Annotated in this window: 12 protein-coding genes; 6 read left to right on the forward strand and 6 right to left on the reverse strand. The window is 61.2% G+C overall.

All coding sequences use genetic code 11. The features are described from left to right. Positions 1-221: 221 nt before the first annotated feature. Positions 222-2852, reverse strand: a complete 2631-nt coding sequence (locus J3U87_RS32170) for a sigma-E factor regulatory protein RseB domain-containing protein (RefSeq protein ID WP_237379908.1) — start codon at positions 2850-2852, stop codon at positions 222-224. Positions 2853-4326: 1474 nt separating this feature from the next. Here J3U87_RS32170 and J3U87_RS32175 point away from each other — a divergent pair. The 3 genes from J3U87_RS32175 to J3U87_RS32185 all read left to right on the forward strand — a co-directional run bounded on the left by J3U87_RS32175 (position 4327) and on the right by J3U87_RS32185 (position 7055). Continuing rightward, complete coding sequence (locus J3U87_RS32175) at positions 4327-4695, forward strand: zinc-binding dehydrogenase (RefSeq protein WP_337249581.1); 369 nt, start codon at positions 4327-4329, stop codon at positions 4693-4695. Next, the gene (locus J3U87_RS32180; RefSeq protein ID WP_237379910.1) at positions 4692-5636 is read left to right on the forward strand and encodes a LysR substrate-binding domain-containing protein; all 945 of its coding nucleotides are present in this window, start codon (positions 4692-4694) and stop codon (positions 5634-5636) included. The genes J3U87_RS32175 and J3U87_RS32180 overlap by 4 nt, the downstream gene beginning before the upstream one ends. Before the next feature lie 306 nt (positions 5637-5942). Further along, positions 5943-7055 carry an oxidoreductase gene (locus J3U87_RS32185; RefSeq protein ID WP_237379911.1) on the forward strand — a complete coding sequence of 371 codons (1113 nt, stop codon included), beginning with the start codon at positions 5943-5945 and terminating at the stop codon, positions 7053-7055. Between the two features lie 35 nt (positions 7056-7090). On the opposite strand, the gene J3U87_RS32190 is transcribed toward J3U87_RS32185, so the two are convergent. Together J3U87_RS32190 and J3U87_RS32195 are read right to left on the reverse strand one after the other, a co-directional pair. Then, positions 7091-8842, reverse strand: coding sequence for an Ig-like domain-containing protein (locus tag J3U87_RS32190; RefSeq protein ID WP_237379912.1), 1752 nt, complete (start codon positions 8840-8842; stop codon positions 7091-7093). Positions 8843-9406: 564 nt separating this feature from the next. Further along, positions 9407-9595, reverse strand: a complete 189-nt coding sequence (locus J3U87_RS32195) for a hypothetical protein (protein WP_237379913.1) — start codon at positions 9593-9595, stop codon at positions 9407-9409. Positions 9596-9776: 181 nt separating this feature from the next. On the opposite strand from J3U87_RS32195, the gene J3U87_RS32200 reads away from it, so the two are divergent. Continuing rightward, complete coding sequence (locus tag J3U87_RS32200; protein ID WP_237379914.1) at positions 9777-10190, forward strand: hypothetical protein; 414 nt, start codon at positions 9777-9779, stop codon at positions 10188-10190. Between the two features lie 432 nt (positions 10191-10622). On the opposite strand, the gene J3U87_RS32205 is transcribed toward J3U87_RS32200, so the two are convergent. Then, positions 10623-11174: a cysteine hydrolase family protein gene (locus J3U87_RS32205; protein WP_237379915.1), complete on the reverse strand. Its 552-nt coding sequence runs from the start codon at positions 11172-11174 to the stop codon at positions 10623-10625. 479 nt (positions 11175-11653) lie between these two features. Between J3U87_RS32205 and J3U87_RS32210 the strand changes: the two genes are divergently transcribed. Together J3U87_RS32210 and J3U87_RS32215 are read left to right on the forward strand one after the other, a co-directional pair. Next, positions 11654-14056, forward strand: a complete 2403-nt coding sequence (locus tag J3U87_RS32210; protein WP_237379916.1) for a sialidase family protein — start codon at positions 11654-11656, stop codon at positions 14054-14056. Further along, on the forward strand, positions 14053-16560 hold the full coding sequence (locus tag J3U87_RS32215) for a sialidase family protein (RefSeq protein WP_237379917.1): 2508 nt from the start codon (positions 14053-14055) through the stop codon (positions 16558-16560). The genes J3U87_RS32210 and J3U87_RS32215 overlap by 4 nt, the downstream gene beginning before the upstream one ends. A 431-nt stretch (positions 16561-16991) precedes the next feature. Here the strand turns inward: J3U87_RS32215 and J3U87_RS32220 are convergent, their stop codons facing one another. Next, positions 16992-18824 (reverse strand): SET domain-containing protein-lysine N-methyltransferase, encoded by a 1833-nt coding sequence (locus J3U87_RS32220; RefSeq protein WP_237379918.1) that lies wholly within the window; start codon positions 18822-18824, stop codon positions 16992-16994. 327 nt (positions 18825-19151) lie between these two features. After that, positions 19152-19427: a hypothetical protein gene (locus tag J3U87_RS32225; RefSeq protein ID WP_237379919.1), complete on the reverse strand. Its 276-nt coding sequence runs from the start codon at positions 19425-19427 to the stop codon at positions 19152-19154. Positions 19428-19640 lie beyond the last annotated feature (213 nt).

The raw sequence follows: 19640 nt of genomic DNA on the forward strand, positions 1-19640 counted from the left end.
GAAATGATGTGGCACTTTCAACCGATTCCTTGACTCGCAATGAGCGAAGGGTGTTGGCCTGTCGGTCAACACCCTTTTTCCATGTGAACACCGCTTGAACAAAATGAGCGGGCGAAAAGAGCACGGGCGAAACGAGCACGAGCGAAATGAGGACACCCGTAATCCGCCGAGTCGAGTGATGGGTGTCCCCGTTCGTTCCGCCTTCTTCCTGTGGGGTTCGCTTACAGGCGGCGGTGGAATGTCAGGGAAATCGTGTAGCTGTTCTTGCCCAGGTCCCGAGACGAATGCACGCCGTAGCCCACCTCGAGGCCGATATCCGTTTTCCAGGGCCCGTTGAAGAGAAGGCCCAGGCTCGCACCCACCAAATCCACTTCCCGATCGCCCGTTTCCGGCAACCACAGGCGGCCGGCATCCACACCGAAGTGGATCGGCAGGCCCCCTCCGATTTGGGTGGCGTAATCGAGATGCGCAACCGCGGCGCGGTCGAAGGTGAAGATGGAGCCGAATCCCGAGATGTCGGCTTCACCGACATCCAGCCGGGAAAAGCGATCCAGGTCCGAGCCGGAAAGCCAGGTAGCCGAATAACCCAAATTCCGATCCTGGGAAAGATCCCAGGAGCCTTCCATGCTGAAGCCCATGCGGCTGTACTCTTTTTCGCCCGTCTCTTGGCCGTTCAATCCCCAGGCCTGCCAGTCACTGCGCCAGGTGCGGCTGTAGAACGCGTTGAAGGCCAAGTAGCGTGTGTGCACATCCGTGTCGACTTGCAGCTTGTGCTCCCACATGTCTACCGGCAGCACGAACTCGTCCAGGGTGTCGTCGGCCTTGTCGAAGCTGTGATAGGCCACTTCGTAGGTGCCCTTGAGGGTCAGGTGCTTTCCCACGGGCGAGGCCAGGCTGAAGCCCAAGCCGCCAAAGGTGGTCTCCACCTCGGTCTCCTTGATCGGCTCGGTCCGTTCGTATTCTTCGTCGGAATCGCCGGGAGAGGCCACCAAATAAGTGGAGAAGATCTTGTTGGACCCGAACAAAGAGGGATTGGAAAAAGCGACGACGCCCGGTCCCGCGTAGAGGATGTATTCCCGGTCAAGAAAATCCTGGTTCAGGTAGTCGAACCACACGAGCGGAGAGGTATCGCCACTGTTCGAATCGTAGTGGGCGCCCACGACCAGCGCTTTTTGCGAGGCGAAAGCATCCGGTTCGATCATGACGCGGGCATTGGTATCCCCCACGGAAGTCGTTTTGGCCCGGCGTTTCCGCGTCGCCTTGTGCTCCGGTTTGACCATGTAGCGGGGGCCGTCATCGGTTTCGCGGATGATGCGCAGGTCGCTTCGGTAGGCGTCGGCGACCATGTCCTCCACGTCCTCCCGATTGAATTGAACGTCGCTCATGTCCACCTTGACGCGAAAGGTTTCCTGGAAACCCATCATGCTCAGGACCACCTTGCCTTCGATGCGATCCACCGTGAAAAAGCGGTGGCGGTCGTCGGACTTCCAGGCGAACCAGGTCGTGTATTCAAAGGTGCTGAACGGGGGTTTCAGGTCCAGGAGGGTCACGTCCATTTTCAGATGGGCATGGGTTTGGCGATCGATCCACACCACGCCCTTGGCCTGTCGACTGCCCTGCTTGGGGCGAAATCCGATTTTGTGGCAAGCCCTTCCGGAAACCTGGTCCTCACCCAGATAGACGTAGTCGTAGGTCAAGTCCAGATCGATATCGAGCACTTTCGCGTTGAACCGGCCCGGCCCCACGATGTACTCCTCGCGTTGTTTGTTCTGCGGATAGGAAACCCCGTTGATGAGCAGGTCGATGTCGTAGTGTTCCGTCGGCTTGCCCTTGCGCACCACGAGCCGCTCGATCCAGGTGAAATTGCTGGAATCGGCGGCGAGGGGGAAGACGTGAATCGCCTCGGTGGCCACCATCGATTCAAAGCCATCCAGTGCCGATTTCCGAAACACCTGGTTGTCTGCAACCACCTCGTAGGGATCGATTTTCGCACGTTGGGCCACGGTGACCCGCTCCAGGTGTCGTTTTTCTTTCGGCTCGAAGGCAAACAGGTAGTAGGGGATTTGCGGATCGATGCGCAATTCGCCCCTGCCGCCGCGTTGCTGAAACGCGTAGAAGCCGTCCTCGGGGAACAGCAGCCGCGCGGTGTGGGGCACATCCAAACCGAACGTGAGTTGCCCTTGATCGCCCTTCTGGGTTTGCAGGAACAAGAATCGATCGCCTTTGTCCGCATCCAAAAAGAAGTGCGCATTCCGTTGGGGTACCCCCTGAACCGAAGGCTGGACATCCAGGTCCCCGGCCGGCAGGGTTTGAAGCACGCCCAACACCTGCGCCAAGCGGGCATTCACCACCGGCTCCTCGAAAATGACCGCGGCCACCCCCGCTGCCTGCGCATCCAGAAGCGATGCCAGCACTTCGCCCTCGACGCCGTTCGTGCGCTTCCACACGGATGCGGTTTGGTCGGCCTCGGGAACGTAGGGTTCGCCGTCACCGGCATAGGCATCCACGTAGCCGGCAATTTCATAGCGGTTGACGGCATCCAGGGAAGCGGGTGGCCCTTGCAGGGCGATTTGCAGACGAGGGGCCCGAGCCTTGAGCACGGTGATCATGTGTTTGAGTTCGTAGGCGGCCTGCCGCCAGTCTTCGACACTGCCTGCCTCCAGGCGGATGATTCCATAGCGGGTGCCGGCGGTGAACCGGTTGGGGATGGCCATCCCAGGTTTGAAAGTGATTTCGGCAAAGGCGGCATCGTGCGTTTGGGTCCAAGCCGGCAACACGGCACGCGGGCCGGAAAGGGGTTCCGAGGCCCAGGGCCCGGACAGACATAGGCAAAACCAGACGAGTACATTCATGACATTCTCCAGGTGTCGATCATCTTGCGATTACCCCAATCCTCGAAAGGACCAGAATGATCCTGGGAAGGTACAAGGGCATCTGTCGTGCCAAGCACGGCACCGACGACGATCGCGACCACCGGGCCCATCTCCTGGCCCAAGCAGGGAAAAAAAGCTCACACCCAAACCGCGTATCACACTGAATACATGATAGTTAACCACAAAGCCCTTCAGAAGGGCCTTTACCGAACGCGAACAATACTGGCGGAGTAGCCGGCGGATACCGAGCCAGCCGAATGAAGGTCAGCCGGAAAAAGCGCCTGTGGTGTCAAGTTCGGCCAACAGACCCTGTAAGAAAAAAGAAACATCGTTTTTGCAGCACTCGCGGGCTTTTGAGATGATGGTTTCAAACGGGTGACTCATTTGCGAAAAGACCGAAACCCTCACTCGGCATGCTCGAGGGAACGAGAATGCGACAATGGAATGACAGCTCGAAAAGGTCCCCTTCTCCCATATGCGCTACTTTGTTCTTAGAGTCCGGGCTGGCCGATCCGAAAGCGTAAAGCGTCTTGAAATTTTTCGCGATTGTCTACCTTCGGTCAATTCAACAGGAAACCATGAAGCAAGGAATCCAGAAAAAAACGAATCGACTAATCGAAAACGGCACTCAGCTAGACCAAGACGCCTTCTCCCTGATCCATATCCTGGGTTCCTTCCTTCATGGGTTTCTGATTTTTTTCTCGGAAGTTCCCGATCCCCACCAGGGGCTGGGTCTCTTCGATCGAATCGCTTTGATAGGAGCAATTCTCATGGCCTCCGAAGCTCCCTGACCTCGCCTAAAAAAGCGACGTTTCCTTTCCTGGTTGTTGAAACAACGATCTTCGGACTTGCACATCCATAATCCATGGTCTCGTCCAAACCATTCATCCAACCAAGAAACCATCGATAATACTGGGATACCTTCAATGGAAATTCCAAAGGAGTTCGAACCATCGAAAACGACGGACCTCACCAGATGATCTGCCCTCACTGTGAAGATACAGGGCTAGTTCACGATTTAAGTTCGAGGCCAGGGGCCGGGAGAAAAATGTTTCTCGGAAAAATAGGATGGCTCTTCGGGGATATTGCGACCGGTTCCAACACCCTTTCGGGATGCCTCTTGGTATTCCTAGATATATTTAAAATACTTAGGGACAGACGCATTAAGGACGATGTCCAGGTCTACAATTATCAATGCCTCTACTGTCGCAAACATTCTATTCATTGCAAGCACTGTAACCAGTGCTTTCCCGTCAGTACCCCTCAAAAAAACCGTACCACCCTCACTTGTCCACATTGCAGCACTGAGTTGATCGTTTCCGATTGAGCAGGGGATGGACCCTGCTCGCGATTGGCGGAAACGAAAGATGGGCTTCGGCCTGGAGGTTGACGGCCCGACGCCACACCAGCCGCACTTGCGGGCGAGATCCCGCCAATCGCTCAACGCGCGCCAATATGTGCAAACGCAGGACGATATGGGAGAACACGTGAAAGCGATCATATCGTGGCCCTGAAGCCAAACAAGGGTATGGCCTATATCAACGAACTCTACGAAGCCGGGCATATGGCACCCGTCATCGACGGCCCCTACAAACTGGCCGAAACACCGCAGGCGCTTCGGCTTCGTGGAGAGGATAAACACAAAGGCAAAGTGGTCGTGACGACGAAATACCACGATGAACGGGAAGCAGAGAACCTGTCGGATGGCGGCCTTCGGGGCGCGGTGCTCCCCCGGCCGGGTTTTCCGCGTTCGGTACGGTCCGGTCCGGCTGGCCGAAACCCTCGCCAGGAACGGTTCGCTGTTTTTATAATGGCGCCATGAGACGCGATCTTCCCCTTCACGGGCTGAGGGCCTTCGAAGCCGCTGCCCGCCACCAATCGTTCCAGAATGCGGCCGGAGAGCTGGCCGTCAGCCCCACCGCGATCTCGCACCAGATCCGGCAACTGGAGGACCAACTCGGCGTCGTGCTGTTCCGTCGCCAGCCGCGGCCCATCACGTTGACCGAAGCGGGGGCCCGGCTCTTCCCGCGCGTTCGGGACGCCCTGGACGAATTGGAGCAAGCAGTCGCAGCACTCCGACCCGAAAGCCCACACGAGACCCTGACCGTCAGCACGACCCGCGCCTTCGCCAGTCGGTGGCTCTTGCCTCGGCTGCCCCGATTCTACGAAGCCCACCCGGGCATTTCGGTCAATGTCCATGCGGCCGAAACGGTCAGCGATCTGCCAGGCACGGCGGACTGCGCCGTCCGCTACACGCGCCGACCACCCGAGGATCAGATTTGCTTCCCTCTGTTCCGCGATCGCTTCTTTCCACTGGCCGCCAAGGCGCTACTCGCGGGAGATCGCCCCCTGAGCCACGTCCGCGACCTCGCCGATCACACGCTCATCAGTTTCGAATGGACCGCCAAGCGTCCCGACAATCCCACTTGGCGCCGGTGGCTGGAAGCGGTCGCCGACCAATGGGGCCCAATCGACACACGGGGGCAACGCCACATCGTCCTGAGCGAAGAGAGCCACGCGATTCAGGCCGCCGCCGAGGGGCTCGGTATCGCGCTGTGCAGCAGCCTGATGGCGATCGACCTGCTCCAGCAAGGGGTGCTGCACTGTCCGTTCGGCTTCGGACTCGATGGCTACCTCAGCGTGCTGGTGTACCCGACCGCCAGTCGAGGCAAACCACACTTGGTCGCGTTTCGGGAATGGCTCTGTCGGGAAGCGCAGTGCTTCCGGGAGGCACACCCGGGCCACCTGTTCGCCGATCGGTAAGCGCCCGATCCGCAGGTGAATCTGGCTCAGGTACGCATGAAAAAGGATCATTGGTCACCGAGGCGCAGCCCTCGTATGTTGGTGACTGTCGGGCATACACATCGCGGAGAAGCGACAGGACCGGTGGGTCTCGATACCGCCGCGCCGTCGGGACGAATCAACCCCGATCCCTGTGATTCCGCCGGCACTTTCGATGGTTTCGGCCACGGTGCCCCCGCGTGCACGCACGTCAATCGGTGTGCGCTGCCTGGCGACGAGGGCCGGTTGCCCGCCCCTCGCACCCCAACCACGCATGGAGACCGTCACATGAAGCACCCCGCACTGGAACCCCTCCGTCTCAAAAACACGATGCTGCCCAATCGGGCGGTCGTGGCACCCATGAGCCGCGTCAGCACGCACGGCGATGGCGTCGCCACCTCCAACATGGCCACCTATTACGCGGATTTCGCGCGCGGCGGCTTCGGGTTGATCATCGGCGAAGGCACCTACACCGACACCCGTTTCAGTATCGGCTATGCCCGCCAGCCAGGCCTGGTGAACGACGCCCAAGAAGCCGGCTGGGCGAAAGTGGTCGACGCGGTCCATCGCCACGGCGGCCACATGATCGCGCAGTTGATGCACGCCGGAGCCCTGTCGCAAACCTTGCCGGAACCCGCCGGCCCCTCGGCGATCCAGCCGCTGCGCCGCATGATGCCCGAGTACGGCGGCAGTGGCCCCTGGCCGGTGCCCAAAGCCATGACCCAGGACCACATCGCGGAAGCCGTCGACGGATTTGCCGACAGTGCGCTTCGCGCCGAACGGGCGGGCTTCGTGGGCGTGGAAATCCACGCGGCAAATGGATATCTGATCGACCAGTTCCTGAGCGCATCCACCAACCACCGATCCGACGCATACGGCGGCCCGCTCGAGCAGCGCGTGAGGCTGGCCACCGAAACTATCGAAGCGGTCAAGAAGGTCGTCTCGCCGGATTTCATCGTCGGCATTCGGCTCTCCCAGGGCAAGGTCAACGACTTCGATTACCGCTGGCCGGGCGGTGCGGACGATGCCCGTCTTCTCTTCGATGCGGTCGCACGCGCGGGCGCGGACTACATTCACCTGGCCAGCGAGGGCAAGGGCTGGCGTCACGCCGCCGTGCTGGCCGACGGCACCAGCTTGACGGCCCTGGCTCGGCACCGAACCGGCCTGCCCGTGATTGCCAACGGCGGCCTCCATGATCCGGAAATGGCCCGCTGGATTCTGACGGAAGGTCACGCCGACCTGATTTCCCTGGGTACCGCGGCCCTGACCAATCCCGATTGGCCGGAGAAGCTCCGACAAAACAGCCCGTTGGTGCCGTTCGACCACCACATGCTCTCGCCCATGGCCACGATCGAGGCGGGCTGGGCCTGGCTGGCCCAATCCCGCGAAGGATCCCGGTGAGGTCCCATCTCGGGGTCCCCTCACCGGGATGAGGGCTATCGGGTAGAGAGGATCGGGCCCAGTCCGTCGAGGTAGGGCCGGTGGTTGCGCACGTATTCGTACCCGTTGGAAGCGTCCCAGTTGGCCGACCAGGTCATCAGGCCGCGCAGGCCCGGATACTGGGCGTGCAGGGTGTCGAATCCTTGTCGCACCTTGGCGGGCGTCATGTAGCCGCGGCCGGCGCCGGTGATGGCCGGCAGACCGATGACCACCTGGTCCTGGGCCAGGCCCTGAAAGACGGGACCACCGGCGACCTGGAACCCTTCCACCATGGCCTCGGTCTGGCGCACCATGCCTTCGACCGTGCCGGGCGGGTAGTAATCGCCGTCTCTGCCGAACATATCGCCGTTGTAATACTGCATTTGGATCCAGTCGAGCCGGTCGCGAACCCGGTCGATGATCGGCAGGTAGGCGCCCCAGGGCCCACCGTAGGCGATGGTTCCGCCGGTCACGTAGGCCGTTTCGGGTGCCATCGTCAGCATGAAGTCGGGACCGAAATGGTCGGTCACTTCCAAGATGATCCGCAACAGTCCTTCTTGCGACGCCGAGAGCTGGTTCCACGAGGGACCCGCCACCAGACCCGATTCGATGTCGATGTCGATGCCGTCGTATCCGTTGTCGGCCAAAATGGGGATGATGGTTTCGATGAACCGGTCGACTACCGCGGCCGAGGTCAGGTTCATCCCGGCGGCGGCCCCGCCGATCGAAAGCAACACCTTGCGCCCGGCGGCCTGGGCCGTGGCGATCTCTTCGGGCTCGGGCGGGTCCTCACCGGGCGCCATGCCGTCCTCCAGGACCGCGGTACCGTCGGGCAGAATCACGGGAAAGGCCACGTTCAAGACATTGTAGCCCTCGTGAATATCGTTGAGCGGAATGTGCCCGGCGTCGTGAATCACGGCATCCCAAGTCTCCCAGTAGCCGACCACCACCCGGCCCGGATCGGCGGGTGGGTCGGTGGAGCTGACCCTGATCGCCACCGGATCGGATTCGGCGCTGGTGCCATCTCCCGCCTCGACGCGGGCCGAAAGCAGGTGCTCCCCGATGCCCATCGCCGTCCAAGACTGGCGAAACGGCGCCGTTTCATCGGTGGCGAAGACTGCACCGTCGACCAAAAAGTGGACGCGATCGACAGGAGCGTGGGGCGCGTGAACCACCGCCGTCACCGCCACCGGGCTATCGATCGTAAAGCGGGCGCCGGCGGTTGGCTCCGTGATGCGGACGCTCAGCACATCGGGTTCGATCACCGAAAAGGAAACGGCTGCCGATTCGGTCTCGGCCCCCCGGTCATCGCGGGCCACGGCCACGACCTGGTGTGCGCCGAGACTCGGATTTTGCCAGCTCATCGCAAACGGCGGGGTCGTGGTCTCGCCAATCCCCTGCCCGTCCACGTAGTAGGTCACCCCCGAAACCGTGCCGTCGGGATCGACCGCGTCCACTTCGAAAACGACGTTCTCACCGATCCGGAACACCTCGCCCTCGGCGGGTGCGGTCAGCGACACGAGGGGCGGTTCGTTGGAATCGGAACAGGGACCCACCAGGTGCCAGGCCATTTCCCAGTACATCCCGGCTCCGGGTTCGTAGGCCCAGGCGGCCTGCATCGAACACCAGCCACCCACATCGCATTGATAGGCGCTGTCGCCGTTTCGAACGATTTCACCGGTGGCGTAGGTATCGCCCTCCACGTAGCGGCGGGCGTCGCAGGGGTCGGCCGCGATCGCGGTCACCGACACCATCCATAAACTCATCATCAAACACAACCCCCGTCGTACGAGGGCCTTGTCACCGAAGCACATGTCTCTCCTCCATGAAATAGCGATCTCGAGCCGCGATGCACCGGTCCAGCCGACGCCGCACGCGGTTTGGCACCTCAACTCGTAGAAGCCTGAAAACCTTCGGGTTTCGACCCCGTTCGGGCAAACCCGGATGTGAACCCCAACCGATTCGCAAGGACCGGTTGGCAAAGGACGGTTCCGACCGCCCGCGTCGCACCACCACGGAAACCGCCGAAACCGAGCCGCAGAACAGCCCGAGCCGCAAGAACCACACGGAGAGGGGACACGAGAAAAAAGGGCGGTGTACAGGTTTATTTGGGCGCTGCGAGCTACATTTGTCAAGTTATCAAACAAAAAAGTTCAATTATGTGACCCATCAATCGATCACACAAAAAAATCGCATCTGGGTGAAGGGGCCTCGGCTGCTCCCCCGCCCGTCATCCCCATATGAAAGAGCCATATGGGCGCTGAGTGTGCGAAAAGCCAAATTTGCCAAATGGTTGAACAAAAATACACGAACAAATTCCCGAAACACGCCATTCATTCCCAAACGTGGAAGACGCGTTCCGGGCGCAACTCGGCGAATCGCCGCGGTTCGGCCGAGAACATCGCGGCCGAATCACCGTCCTTGCAGGGTGGAATCAGGATCGGCCCCGAGAGGCGGCCGCTCAGCCCGGACCCTGCCAGCGAGGGACTCCGGTATGAGCCAGGCAGCGCGCCCTGGGGCATTCGGCCTTCAGGGGAAGGGCCTTCAGGACTGGCGATTGATGCGGATGGCTGGATTCGGCGTGCGAGGATCGAGCGGACGCGCCCGAAAAAACCGCCAGGTACATTTCCCGATTGACCCGTCTACGGCTTCATACTTCATCATGCCTCTTCGGCAGCGGCTGTTACGCCCGAGGAGGATGCCATGACCCACCACATCGACACCATCGACGACACCGAGTTCCTGACCCAATTCGAAGCCCTATCCCTGGACCCCGTTCATTTCGATCACATCGGCCACCTGCGGTTGGCCTGGCTGTACCTGGATCGTCTGGAATTCGAACGGGCGCGCGAGGCGATTTGCGAAGGCATACGCGCCTACGCCGAAAGCCTGGGGGCCACCGGCAAATACCACGCGACCATGACGGATGCTTACGTGCGCATCATCAGGAAGCGCATGGACCGCACGAACCGGAAAGGCTGGCAGGCCTTCCTCGAAGAAAACTCCGACCTGGTCGAAGATGCGTCTGCCGTGTTGCACCAATACTTCAGCAAGGCTCGGTTGATGTCCGACGAGGCGCGTAGGTTCCGGTTGTCCCCGGACCTGCGCCCCTGGTAAGCGCACCGGGATCGAGTCCCGGCTTCACCCTAGCGGGACTTTTTCCACCGCAGAGTCGCCTCCCAGGCCGGTGGTCGGAATGCCGATAGTCAGGCACACCGGCCACCGGCACACCGGGTTTGCGGGCATACCCGGCTCGATTTCGAGAAAGAAACACTATTTCTGGCTTCTGGCGAAGGGCCCCGGTTCATTCATCCGAAAAAATTAGCGGGAACCCAGGAACATCGGAGAGCAGGAAAGGTTCGGCATTTGGTGACACATCATGGTCTTGCGTTTCCTGCTTTCGATCATTCCTGCCTTCCCGATCAAGATGTGACGACGGCAAAACCCATCTCCAGTTGAATGCACCACTTTCGTTGCAAGAGAGGAAACCGAGACCGCGGAGTCGCCATCCGGGGGTCTCGGCAATCGGTGACCGTTCGGTTTCGCGCGTCAGGCACCGTCTCGCAGCAAGGCGTCCGTGTCGATCACCCGGCAGAATTCGTCGTTCAGGCTGATCAGGTGGTACCGGTGGATGTCTTCGGCCGTGTAGTGCTTGCCGTCGGGACCCACGCGATCGAACGTGGCCGTGGCGTCGGCCACCAAGGTGACCTCGAAACCCAGGTTGGCGGCCATCCGCGTGGTGGTCGACACGCAGTGGTCGGTGGTCAGACCCACGACGACCAGGCGCCCGATGCCCCGATCGCGAAGATGCTGCTCCAGGCGGGTCCCGATGAAGGCGCTGTTGACCGTTTTCTCGAATTGGGTCTCTTCCGGCAGGGGCGCGACTTCGGGTTTGAAGGCGTTGCCCGGCTGGCCCGGACGCAACGTGGAATGGGGCTCGGTCGAGTTGTGCTTGACGTGGATCACCGGCCATCGGCGCGCCCGCCAAGCCGCGAGCAAACGGGTCATGTTCGCTTCCGCGTCGTGGTTGTTGCGTTGCCCCCACGAGGGGTCGTGGAAGCCTTGTTGAACGTCGATGAGCAGGAGTGCAGTCTCGGACATGATACCTTCCTTGGATGCGAATGGGGCGCCGATCGAAAACCCCGCCAATATGCCACATCACCTTCCATGTGCCAAGCCCGGTCACCTTGCCGACCAGTCGATGGGTGGCTCGGCATCGGCGAGAAGGTCGCTAAGCCCAGGGAAATCGGCCCGGCGCTTGCTCTTCTGGCGACTCGGCGAGGGCGTCTACCGGCGCGTTCGGTCGATGGGCAGGCGGCGCCCCACAACAGCCAGGCACCGATTGGGCCCGAAGCCTTGCCGATCGGGCCTTTCGGCGACAATCGCGAATGCGGTGCCTCTTTACCGGGGCGCGGTTCGTTTCTGTCACCGGAGATCGCCACAACTTCCGTATCTTCGTTATTTCCATCTCCCAAAACCCCCTCGAAGTGAGCGACCACCGCGGCGGGACGCTGTGTCCCCATGCCGAATTGACGGCGGATGCCCACTCGATCAACAAGCCACGAAAGGACCACGCGTCGATGACACCCAAGCCTCTCCCAAGCCAAGCACGCCTCGCGCGTATCGCACTCCCCTTCGCACTTCTGATTTCCACGCTCTTCGCCCAAAATGGCTGGCAACACCACAGCCTGGGCGGCGAAATCCAAGGCTATGCGGCCGGCGACCAAGGATACGTCGCCATCAGCCGATGGCTTTTTCCCGAACACCGCATCTGGTTCAGCGCCGACGGCTTCCAGTGGAACCGCGCCTTTTCGGTCAACCAGACCCTGCACGCCGTGGCTCGGAGCGGTCAGACCTACGTAGTCAGTACCGACGAAGGTTCGTTCGTCAGTGAAAACGGCATCGATTGGCAGGCGGGTTCGACCGACATCGCCAACGCAGCTCAACTGGTTTGGGACGGTGAGCGCTTCCTCGCACGAATCGACACGCCCGAACCCCAAATCCTGACCGCCGATACCGCGGGTCGCCAGTGGACCGCGTTGCCCAAACCACCCGGCCAGGTGGCGTCCATGGCCAGCGACGGCGAGGAAATCGCGGTCATCGTCGATCGGTTGCTGCACACCTACGACGACGCGAACGGCTGGACCCTGGTCCCCGGCCAGGAAGGCCGCGCCGTGTGGCAGTCGGTGGTTCGCGGCGGCGCGCGTTTCCTCGCCGTGGGATCGGGCGGCCAAGTGGCGACCACCGACGCAGACCGGGATTGGACGTTTGCATCCACGAACCTGGGCACCGATGCCCACCACCTGGTTTGGGACGGCGCGCGCTTCGTGGTCGGCAATCGGTGGCGCGGTCTTCTCGCCAGCACCGACGGCACCCAATGGCAGGGACTTCCACTGGCCACTCCCTTCCTGCTCCAGGGGATCTGGCACGCCGGCGATCGCTTTCTGCTCGAGGACAACGAGGGACGCCTGCTCACCAGCGAGGACGCCACAACCTGGCTCCGCCTGGCTCCGCGTCTGCCCATCTCCGGCCTGCGTCATAAGGTGGCGGGCTCGCGCCTCTTCTTTCTCAACCGGGACCTGACCCACACCCGCGACGGTCTCCACTGGAACCAGGTGGTCGTGGCCAACGCCGACATTACCTTTTCCTTCAACGATGTGGCCTGGAACGGCCAGGCCTTCGTGGCGGTCGGCAACTTTTCCAAGGTGTACCGATCGATCGACGGCACGGCCTGGGAGAACGTTTCCCTCTCCGGTCGACAAGATTTGCGATGGGTCTGTCATGCGGCCGGTCTCTTCTGGATCCTGGACGGCGAGGGCCACCTCTATTCCAGCTCCACCGGCGATGCCTGGCGCGTTCACGGCCAGGTCGCAAAGGCCGAGGCGGTGATGTTCGCCGAAAACGACGAGGTGATCCTCCTCGACAACGACCACGTGCGGGTGTTCCGCGACGGCGCATGGCACCGATTCCACGGCCACCAGCCGAAGCCCCTCGCGCCGCTTTCCAACGGCAACGGCTTCGCCGGCCTGAGCGACAACCGCATCGTCGTGAGTCGCACCGGACACCACTGGTCCGAAGGCACCCATCCGTTCGACAACCAGGAGATCACGTCACTCGCGGTCCAGGACGATCGCTACCTGGCCCTCACCTGGCAGAGCCTCTACCTGAGCCGCAACGGCATCTCCTGGCAGGCCGTTGCCAAACCCGACCTACCCTTCACCCCGATTTGGCTGGGCGCAATCGGCGACACCGGCATCGCCGTCAGTAACGACGACGGCACCATCGCCTGGGGCGACCTCGATACCTCGCTCGCAACCGCCGCCACGGCAGCCGCCGTCATTCCGTGGGTGGTCAACAACACCCAGTGGTCGAGCCGGGTGTCCCTGTTCAATTCGGGCGACGAGGAGGTGGACCTGACCCTGAGAGCGGTCACGACCGACGGACAGACCCGCGAAACCGAGGTCTCCTGCCCGCCGCACTCGGTGACCGTCATCTCGGGCGCCGACCTGTTCCCGGACATTTCGGGGTACAGCCTGCTCCTGTTTGGGGATACCCGTCGCATTCGCACCAGCTTCCTGACCTTCAACCTGGAACCCGAAAGTGGCGGCTCCTCGCCATCCCAAACCACGGGCCAACAAGTCGAGTCACTGACCTCCAAGGCCCTGTTCGGCTACCTGCCAGGGGACGGCATCGCCGCGATCGTGCTGGTCAACCCGCAGGAAGGCGTCCCATCGACCCCCGTGCTGTTGGAGTACCTGAAGGACGGGGTCCGCATGGTGACCGAAGAAATCACCCTGGTGGGCAATCAACCGACCGCGACGATCATCGATGCCTTCGGGGACGAACCGCTCGATCCGCAGAGCCACTACGCGATTCGGGCAGTGTCCCGAAACGGTGCGCCGATCGCGGGAACCACCTTCGTCTTCAATCAACGCCGACAGCCGTCGATGGCGGCCGCAATCCCCCTGGAGGAACAAGAATGAACGCACGCATCCACGGCCACCGTGCCACCGATCGATCGACTCAAATCCCTCCCGCGACCACCTCGTCGGCGGCCACGTCCAAACCATCGAACGCCTCGAGGCGTCTCGCGGGTTGGATGCTCCTGCTGGCGATCGCTCTCCCCTGCGCCGCGCAATGGTCGCGCATCTCGACCTCGCTGCCCATCGACGAAATCGTCTCGCGCGACGGACGCCTGATCGCCATCTTCGAAGAAGAGGACGAACTTTCGTTCAAACAGGGCTTGATCTCCGAAAGCGTGGACGGTCGCACCTGGCTGTCGCTGGCGGACACCAAGGCCCAGCCCTTCCAAGGCCTGGCCGACAACGGCCAAACGCTGTTGGCAACCAGCCAAGGCACCACCTGGACGAGCACCGATGGCCGCGAATGGCGACAAACCCGCACACCGTTCGGCCACATCGACCAACCGCTCTGGGCCTTCGGGAAATGGTGGGCCCGCGCCGATGGCCGACCGGCTTCCAGCGAAGACGGCACGAGCTGGACCCTCTCCAGCGGCTTGCCCCAGGACGTCACCTTCCACTACCTCGCCTACGACGAGCCCTACCTGCTGGCCCTGGGAACCGACCCGTTGGAACTCAACGTGGGCTATCGCACGCGGGACGGCCAACAGTGGGAAGAGGCGGACTCACCGCCGGTTCCCAGATTGGATCTTCTCGACTTCCTGACCAGCGAGGGCGGTCGGTTCTACCTGGGCGGCCGGAACGGCATTCTGGTGACCAGTGAGGACGGTCGCGATTGGCAGGGCATCGTCACGAACACCGACCAGGTGCTGCGCGATCTGGCTGGACACGACGGAAAGTGGGTTGCCGTCGGTGACCAGGGCGTGATGCGCAAAAGCCTCGACGGCCTCAATTGGGCACCCGTCTCGTTGGCGGTGACCGAGGACTGGCACAGCGTGTTTTGGACTGGTGGCCAATTCATCGCCAGCACCGAATCGGGCGCGATCTGGCTGAGCGCACAGGGCGATAACTGGGTAGCCTCGCCACAGACGCGATCCTGGCAATTCGAGCAGGTGGTGGCGGGCGACGGTGTTGTTCTCGCCCGGGACGCGATGGGTCGCCTCTTGCGCACCGCGAACGGGGGCCCCTGGCAGATCGTGGAAGACGCCCCCGCACAGGAGGACGCCACACTGACCCGGACCAGCCAGCATTTCGCCTATCTGGGCGATGCCTGGATCGCGCTCTCCCCCGACGGACTTCAGTGGCAGACCGCCGCGTTCGGTTCCCTGCCCTACCGCTCGATCGCCCAGAGCGCCACGATCTCGGTGGCCCTCGACGTCGAAGGTTCGCTCTGGCGCCGCACCGGTGGCGGCGATTGGCAACGCGGGCCCGCGACCCCGATCACCGCACGGGAAGTCGCTTGGTACGGCGACCGATTCCTGATGTTCGGCAGCGACGGCGTAGCCACCAGTGGCGACGGCCAAAGCTGGACCAAGATCCTGTGGCTGGACTTGGACGAAACCGGTTTCACCCCGCAACAGGCTCTTTGCCGGAACGGCGATTGCGTGGTGACCGGCACCGCCAATGGTCGGGTTCTGGTCAGTCGAAACGGTACCGACTGGTCATTGCGCAGCCTTTCCCGCGAAGCCCTGACGGCATCCTTGACGGCCTCGGATGCGGGCTTCCTGGTCGCCGACACCCAGGGCCGCCTCTTTTCCAGCGCGGACACCCTGAACTGGACACGCCACGACGCGGCACTGCCAACCGGCATCCAGGCGATGGCGATAGACGCCGGCACGATGGTCGCGGTCGACGGCCGCCACGCGTTGGTGCTCCATCCCGCCACCTTCACCCCGAAAACCCCGACCTTCAGCCCGCACGCGGTGGTGCCCTGGGTGGTGAACAACACCCAGTGGGGTAGCCGGGTGGCGATCGTGAACCTGGGCGAAATGACCGGCGAGGCGGTTCTGCGCGCCATCACGGGTTCCGGTGAAGAGGTGGAGCGCGTGGTCACCCTCGAACCTCGCGAGGTGACCACCTTCCAAGCCGGAGAACTGTTTCCCGAACTCAGTGGCTACGCACTCTTCATCGAGACGGCGGACATGCCGGTCCACACTTCGTTCCTCACCTTCAACCTGGAGGCGGTTTCGGGCGGCATGTCGCCCTCGCAGACGACGGCACCGCCCATCGCGTCGCTGGCGTCCGGGGCGATCTTCGCGTACCTGCCCGGCGATCAGATCCCCGCGCTCGTCCTGGTGGTCGGTGAAGATCGAACCGAGCTGGAAACGCCGATCACACTGACGCTCTACGGTGAGGCGGGCGCCGAACTCGCCAGCCGCGATTGGACGTTGAAAGGCAACCGACCCAGCGCGGCACTGCTCGGCGATCTCTTCCCGGATCTGGACCTGCCGGCTCACGGTTCGGTGAAGGCGGTCAGCGACGAAGGCCTACCGATCGCCGGGATTACCTTCGTGTTCAACCAGATGCGTCAGCCCTCGATCGCCAGGGCGATTCCCGTTTCGGAGTGAGACACGACCGGCTCGGTGACAAGCCCCTTGCCGGGCCGGTCTTTCTCTTACAAGAAGCCATCCCCTTGCGGCGTGTCTTTGGCTAAAAGAGCCTGTCCACGAATCACCCAGATTGACACGAATTGAAAACCATACTCGGATCCCGTATTCCCGATTTTTTGAAGGACGTACTGCGAGGACCATTCCGTGGAAATGCTTCGATTCGTGTGGTCTGTGTGATTCGTGGACAAAATCGTCCTGTTCTAAGAAGCCAGCCAAGTGTTTCTCTCTTGTTTAGGGAGATTTAGTCTCCTCAACCACTCAGTGGTGGAAATCCAAAGCCCGAGCTGAAAGGAAGGGAAAACTACTATTTCGGCGGTCGCCTCGTTGCCTCATTTTCGAAATCGAGCGAAAGAGCCTCTGGTTCGTGGCTCTTATGAAAGCTGGGTGTCTCACGCGGGCTGTCGGTACGCGAAGGCCCAGTGTGATTCATCCGAGGTCGGTTGTTTGGACAGACAGAATCCTTTGCGCAGGTAAGTCGCCATCACTCGCGGATTATCCCGGCCGATGTCGACTCGAATGGTGGCACATGGACCATAATGTCCGATCGCTGCGCATAGCTTGCTCAAAACGATCTCTTCGTAACCACGACCATAGTGCGCCTTGTCGAGGAAGATCCCCTCGAGGTCAAGCTGCTCACGGCTCGGCGTGGCGTAGGCGAACCAGCCGATCACCTGGCGGCCCTCGTAGATCGCGATGTAGTGCATCTTGGTATCCGAAAAGCATTGCCGAGCCAGGTGTTCCATGGGATTGGCCGCATTCCGTCCCCTTACCTTCGGCATCGACAATTTACAGATCGCAAGCCATATGGCGGGTGTCATCGGTTTCAAAGACAGGTCCCCGCAATCCAGGGCGATGCCCTCTTCTCGATGGGCGAGGGCCAACGCATCGAGACAGCGATCGTACCTTTCCGAATCCCATCGTGCGTACCATGCCCGAAAGGTCTCTTCGTCGAAGCGCGCCGGAGCCGGTGGGCAAGGATGCTTTTTTCCCGTTTCGATTCGCGTGTCGATGACGGATTCCAAGATCCGACAGAAGTCCCTCACTTGATGGAGCACCCGTTGCTCCGACACGACCATGCGCAGGATTTGCACATCCCTCGGATCGCCGGTGCCGCATCGTTCCCAGTCTTCCAATCGCCGTTCGTGGTCCTCCAAGGATTCGCGAAACGAGGCCAGTCGTCGATCGCAAAGCGATCCGGCGTAATGCAACGCGACCCGTTCGTGGTGCAGGCCGATGGGACCACGGTTGGACAGGGCATTCACATCGCGGCCGTCGGTCAAATCGGCCAGGATCACATGAACCGCTTGGAGCATCCGATTCAGGCCATCGAATTCGTGGGAGGACAGCGGAAAGCCGCACGCTTCTTCTCCTCCGAACAGTTCTCGTTTCATGTCGTATTGGGGATCGTCGGTGAACAGGGAGACCTTGACCCAGGATTGCGCCTCCTCGAGGTCCGCCGCGACAAATCCATAACCCGCAAAAAACCTCGCCCTCGTTTTGGTGCCGTAATACAAATACACTTGTTCACCCGCCTGTAGCGGCCCGGTCGCTTCCAGGGTCATCCCCTCCGGCTCGGATCGATAGCACCACTTCGACGTGGCCGATTGGGCATGGTTGCCCATATCGAGCAAGGGGATCATCGCGGGCACCTTGCCCTCGTCATCCTCGGATGGAACCGAGAAGGCCCTGGTATTGATGGCGGTCATCGCCCAGACAAACGCGTCGAAGCTGAAGGTGAAGCGCGACACGGAGGCACTCAATTGCGCGTAATCCTGTTCGAGGATCCGTTTTCTGGCCTGGACGGTTTCGAGCACGAATGACCCTGCCAACCGAGCCAGTCGATCTTCGTCGAAACAGACCGGGACTTCGTCGAAGCTCTTCGGCAAGGTGTCCAAGTAGGGTTTCCAAAAGGAATCGGGACGTGCGGACTCCGCCAACATGAAGGCCGCGAGCACCGACTGGCGCGACGCCAGCGAGATGCCCGATCGAGCGATTTCGCGTCCGATCGACGATTGGTTGGCCTTGTCGCCACACATCATGAAGGTGCGGGGAATCATGAGCATGTGCTTGCCTTCCGTCAAATCGGCCCGGCAGAAGAGCCCGCGGTTCTGCCCTGGCCGATGCTGCACCGCCAAATGGGGAAAGGTGCAGCCACCCTCTTTCAACCAATGCAGCATCCGGGTCATGGCACTTCTCTTCGCGGGCATCACGGCATGGGTCATGTCAGATTACTCCTGCGGTTAGCCTGGGTTTGAACGGACCGGCCCCAACACGCAATGCGGCCATGGCGGGACGGCTGCGTCCGAAGTCTCGCTGCAGCGACGTTGGTTTGACACCGAAAAAATATGCGTCGGAAGGCCATCCGTCGCGTGCAGGTGCGAGCCTATGTGGGTCCAAGGGGAACGGGGTGGCATACCAGGTTGCGGTTGGCGATCGCTCCCCCTCGTCAAGGTAAAACCGAAACGAACCGAAAAACCTGTACATTTTTTTTCAGATTTTTTGGTTTTTTCGTCAATTCACTGAATACAAACACGTTAGATCAGACAACATCACTCCTGGGGACGGGGCACGTGCTGCGTGCAGGAAAAAAGAACCCCGATCGGCCCATGGCCGGCCGGGCCTTTCAAAAGCACCGGGTGGCCGAGAAAAAATTTTCCCCAGTCGAGGTTCGGTTGGTTTCTGGCAAGGAAAGGCGCCGCCGGCAGTTGAAGAATAACGATCAAACCCATTAAAGCCACATACTTAAAATAACCAATCAAAAAAATCCGTGGCGCATGAATGTAAAAGACGAGGTTCTCGTTTCGACAAATCTCACATTTCTTCACACAGGCGTTCCCCGCAAAACGTCTCAATCATTCCCACGAAAAAGCCAAAACCCACCCGATTAAAGGTTTGTCGGCTTCATCACGAAAGTTAGAGCAAGGCTCCCTTTCCACACAAAACTCATCCTTCATCGGCATTCTCAAGGTCTTTGGTCCCTTTCCTCCGCTGCTGCGTATCGAGCCAGTCCTTCTGTCATCAGACCAACACAGCCTCGT

The organism is Sulfidibacter corallicola (genome assembly GCF_017498545.1).
GTDB lineage: Bacteria > Acidobacteriota > Holophagae > Acanthopleuribacterales > Acanthopleuribacteraceae > Sulfidibacter > Sulfidibacter corallicola.

Coding starts and splice junctions, on each gene's coding strand:
- J3U87_RS32205 (WP_237379915.1), bottom strand. CDS start 11,174: ATGTCCGAGACTGCACTCCTGCTCATCGACGTTCAACAAGGCTTCCAC.
- J3U87_RS32200 (WP_237379914.1), top strand. CDS start 9,777: ATGACCCACCACATCGACACCATCGACGACACCGAGTTCCTGACCCAA.
- J3U87_RS32170 (WP_237379908.1), bottom strand. CDS start 2,852: ATGAATGTACTCGTCTGGTTTTGCCTATGTCTGTCCGGGCCCTGGGCC.
- J3U87_RS32215 (WP_237379917.1), top strand. CDS start 14,053: ATGAACGCACGCATCCACGGCCACCGTGCCACCGATCGATCGACTCAA.
- J3U87_RS32195 (WP_237379913.1), bottom strand. CDS start 9,595: ATGCCCCAGGGCGCGCTGCCTGGCTCATACCGGAGTCCCTCGCTGGCA.
- J3U87_RS32190 (WP_237379912.1), bottom strand. CDS start 8,842: ATGATGAGTTTATGGATGGTGTCGGTGACCGCGATCGCGGCCGACCCC.
- J3U87_RS32210 (WP_237379916.1), top strand. CDS start 11,654: ATGACACCCAAGCCTCTCCCAAGCCAAGCACGCCTCGCGCGTATCGCA.
- J3U87_RS32180 (WP_237379910.1), top strand. CDS start 4,692: ATGAGACGCGATCTTCCCCTTCACGGGCTGAGGGCCTTCGAAGCCGCT.
- J3U87_RS32220 (WP_237379918.1), bottom strand. CDS start 18,824: ATGACCCATGCCGTGATGCCCGCGAAGAGAAGTGCCATGACCCGGATG.
- J3U87_RS32185 (WP_237379911.1), top strand. CDS start 5,943: ATGAAGCACCCCGCACTGGAACCCCTCCGTCTCAAAAACACGATGCTG.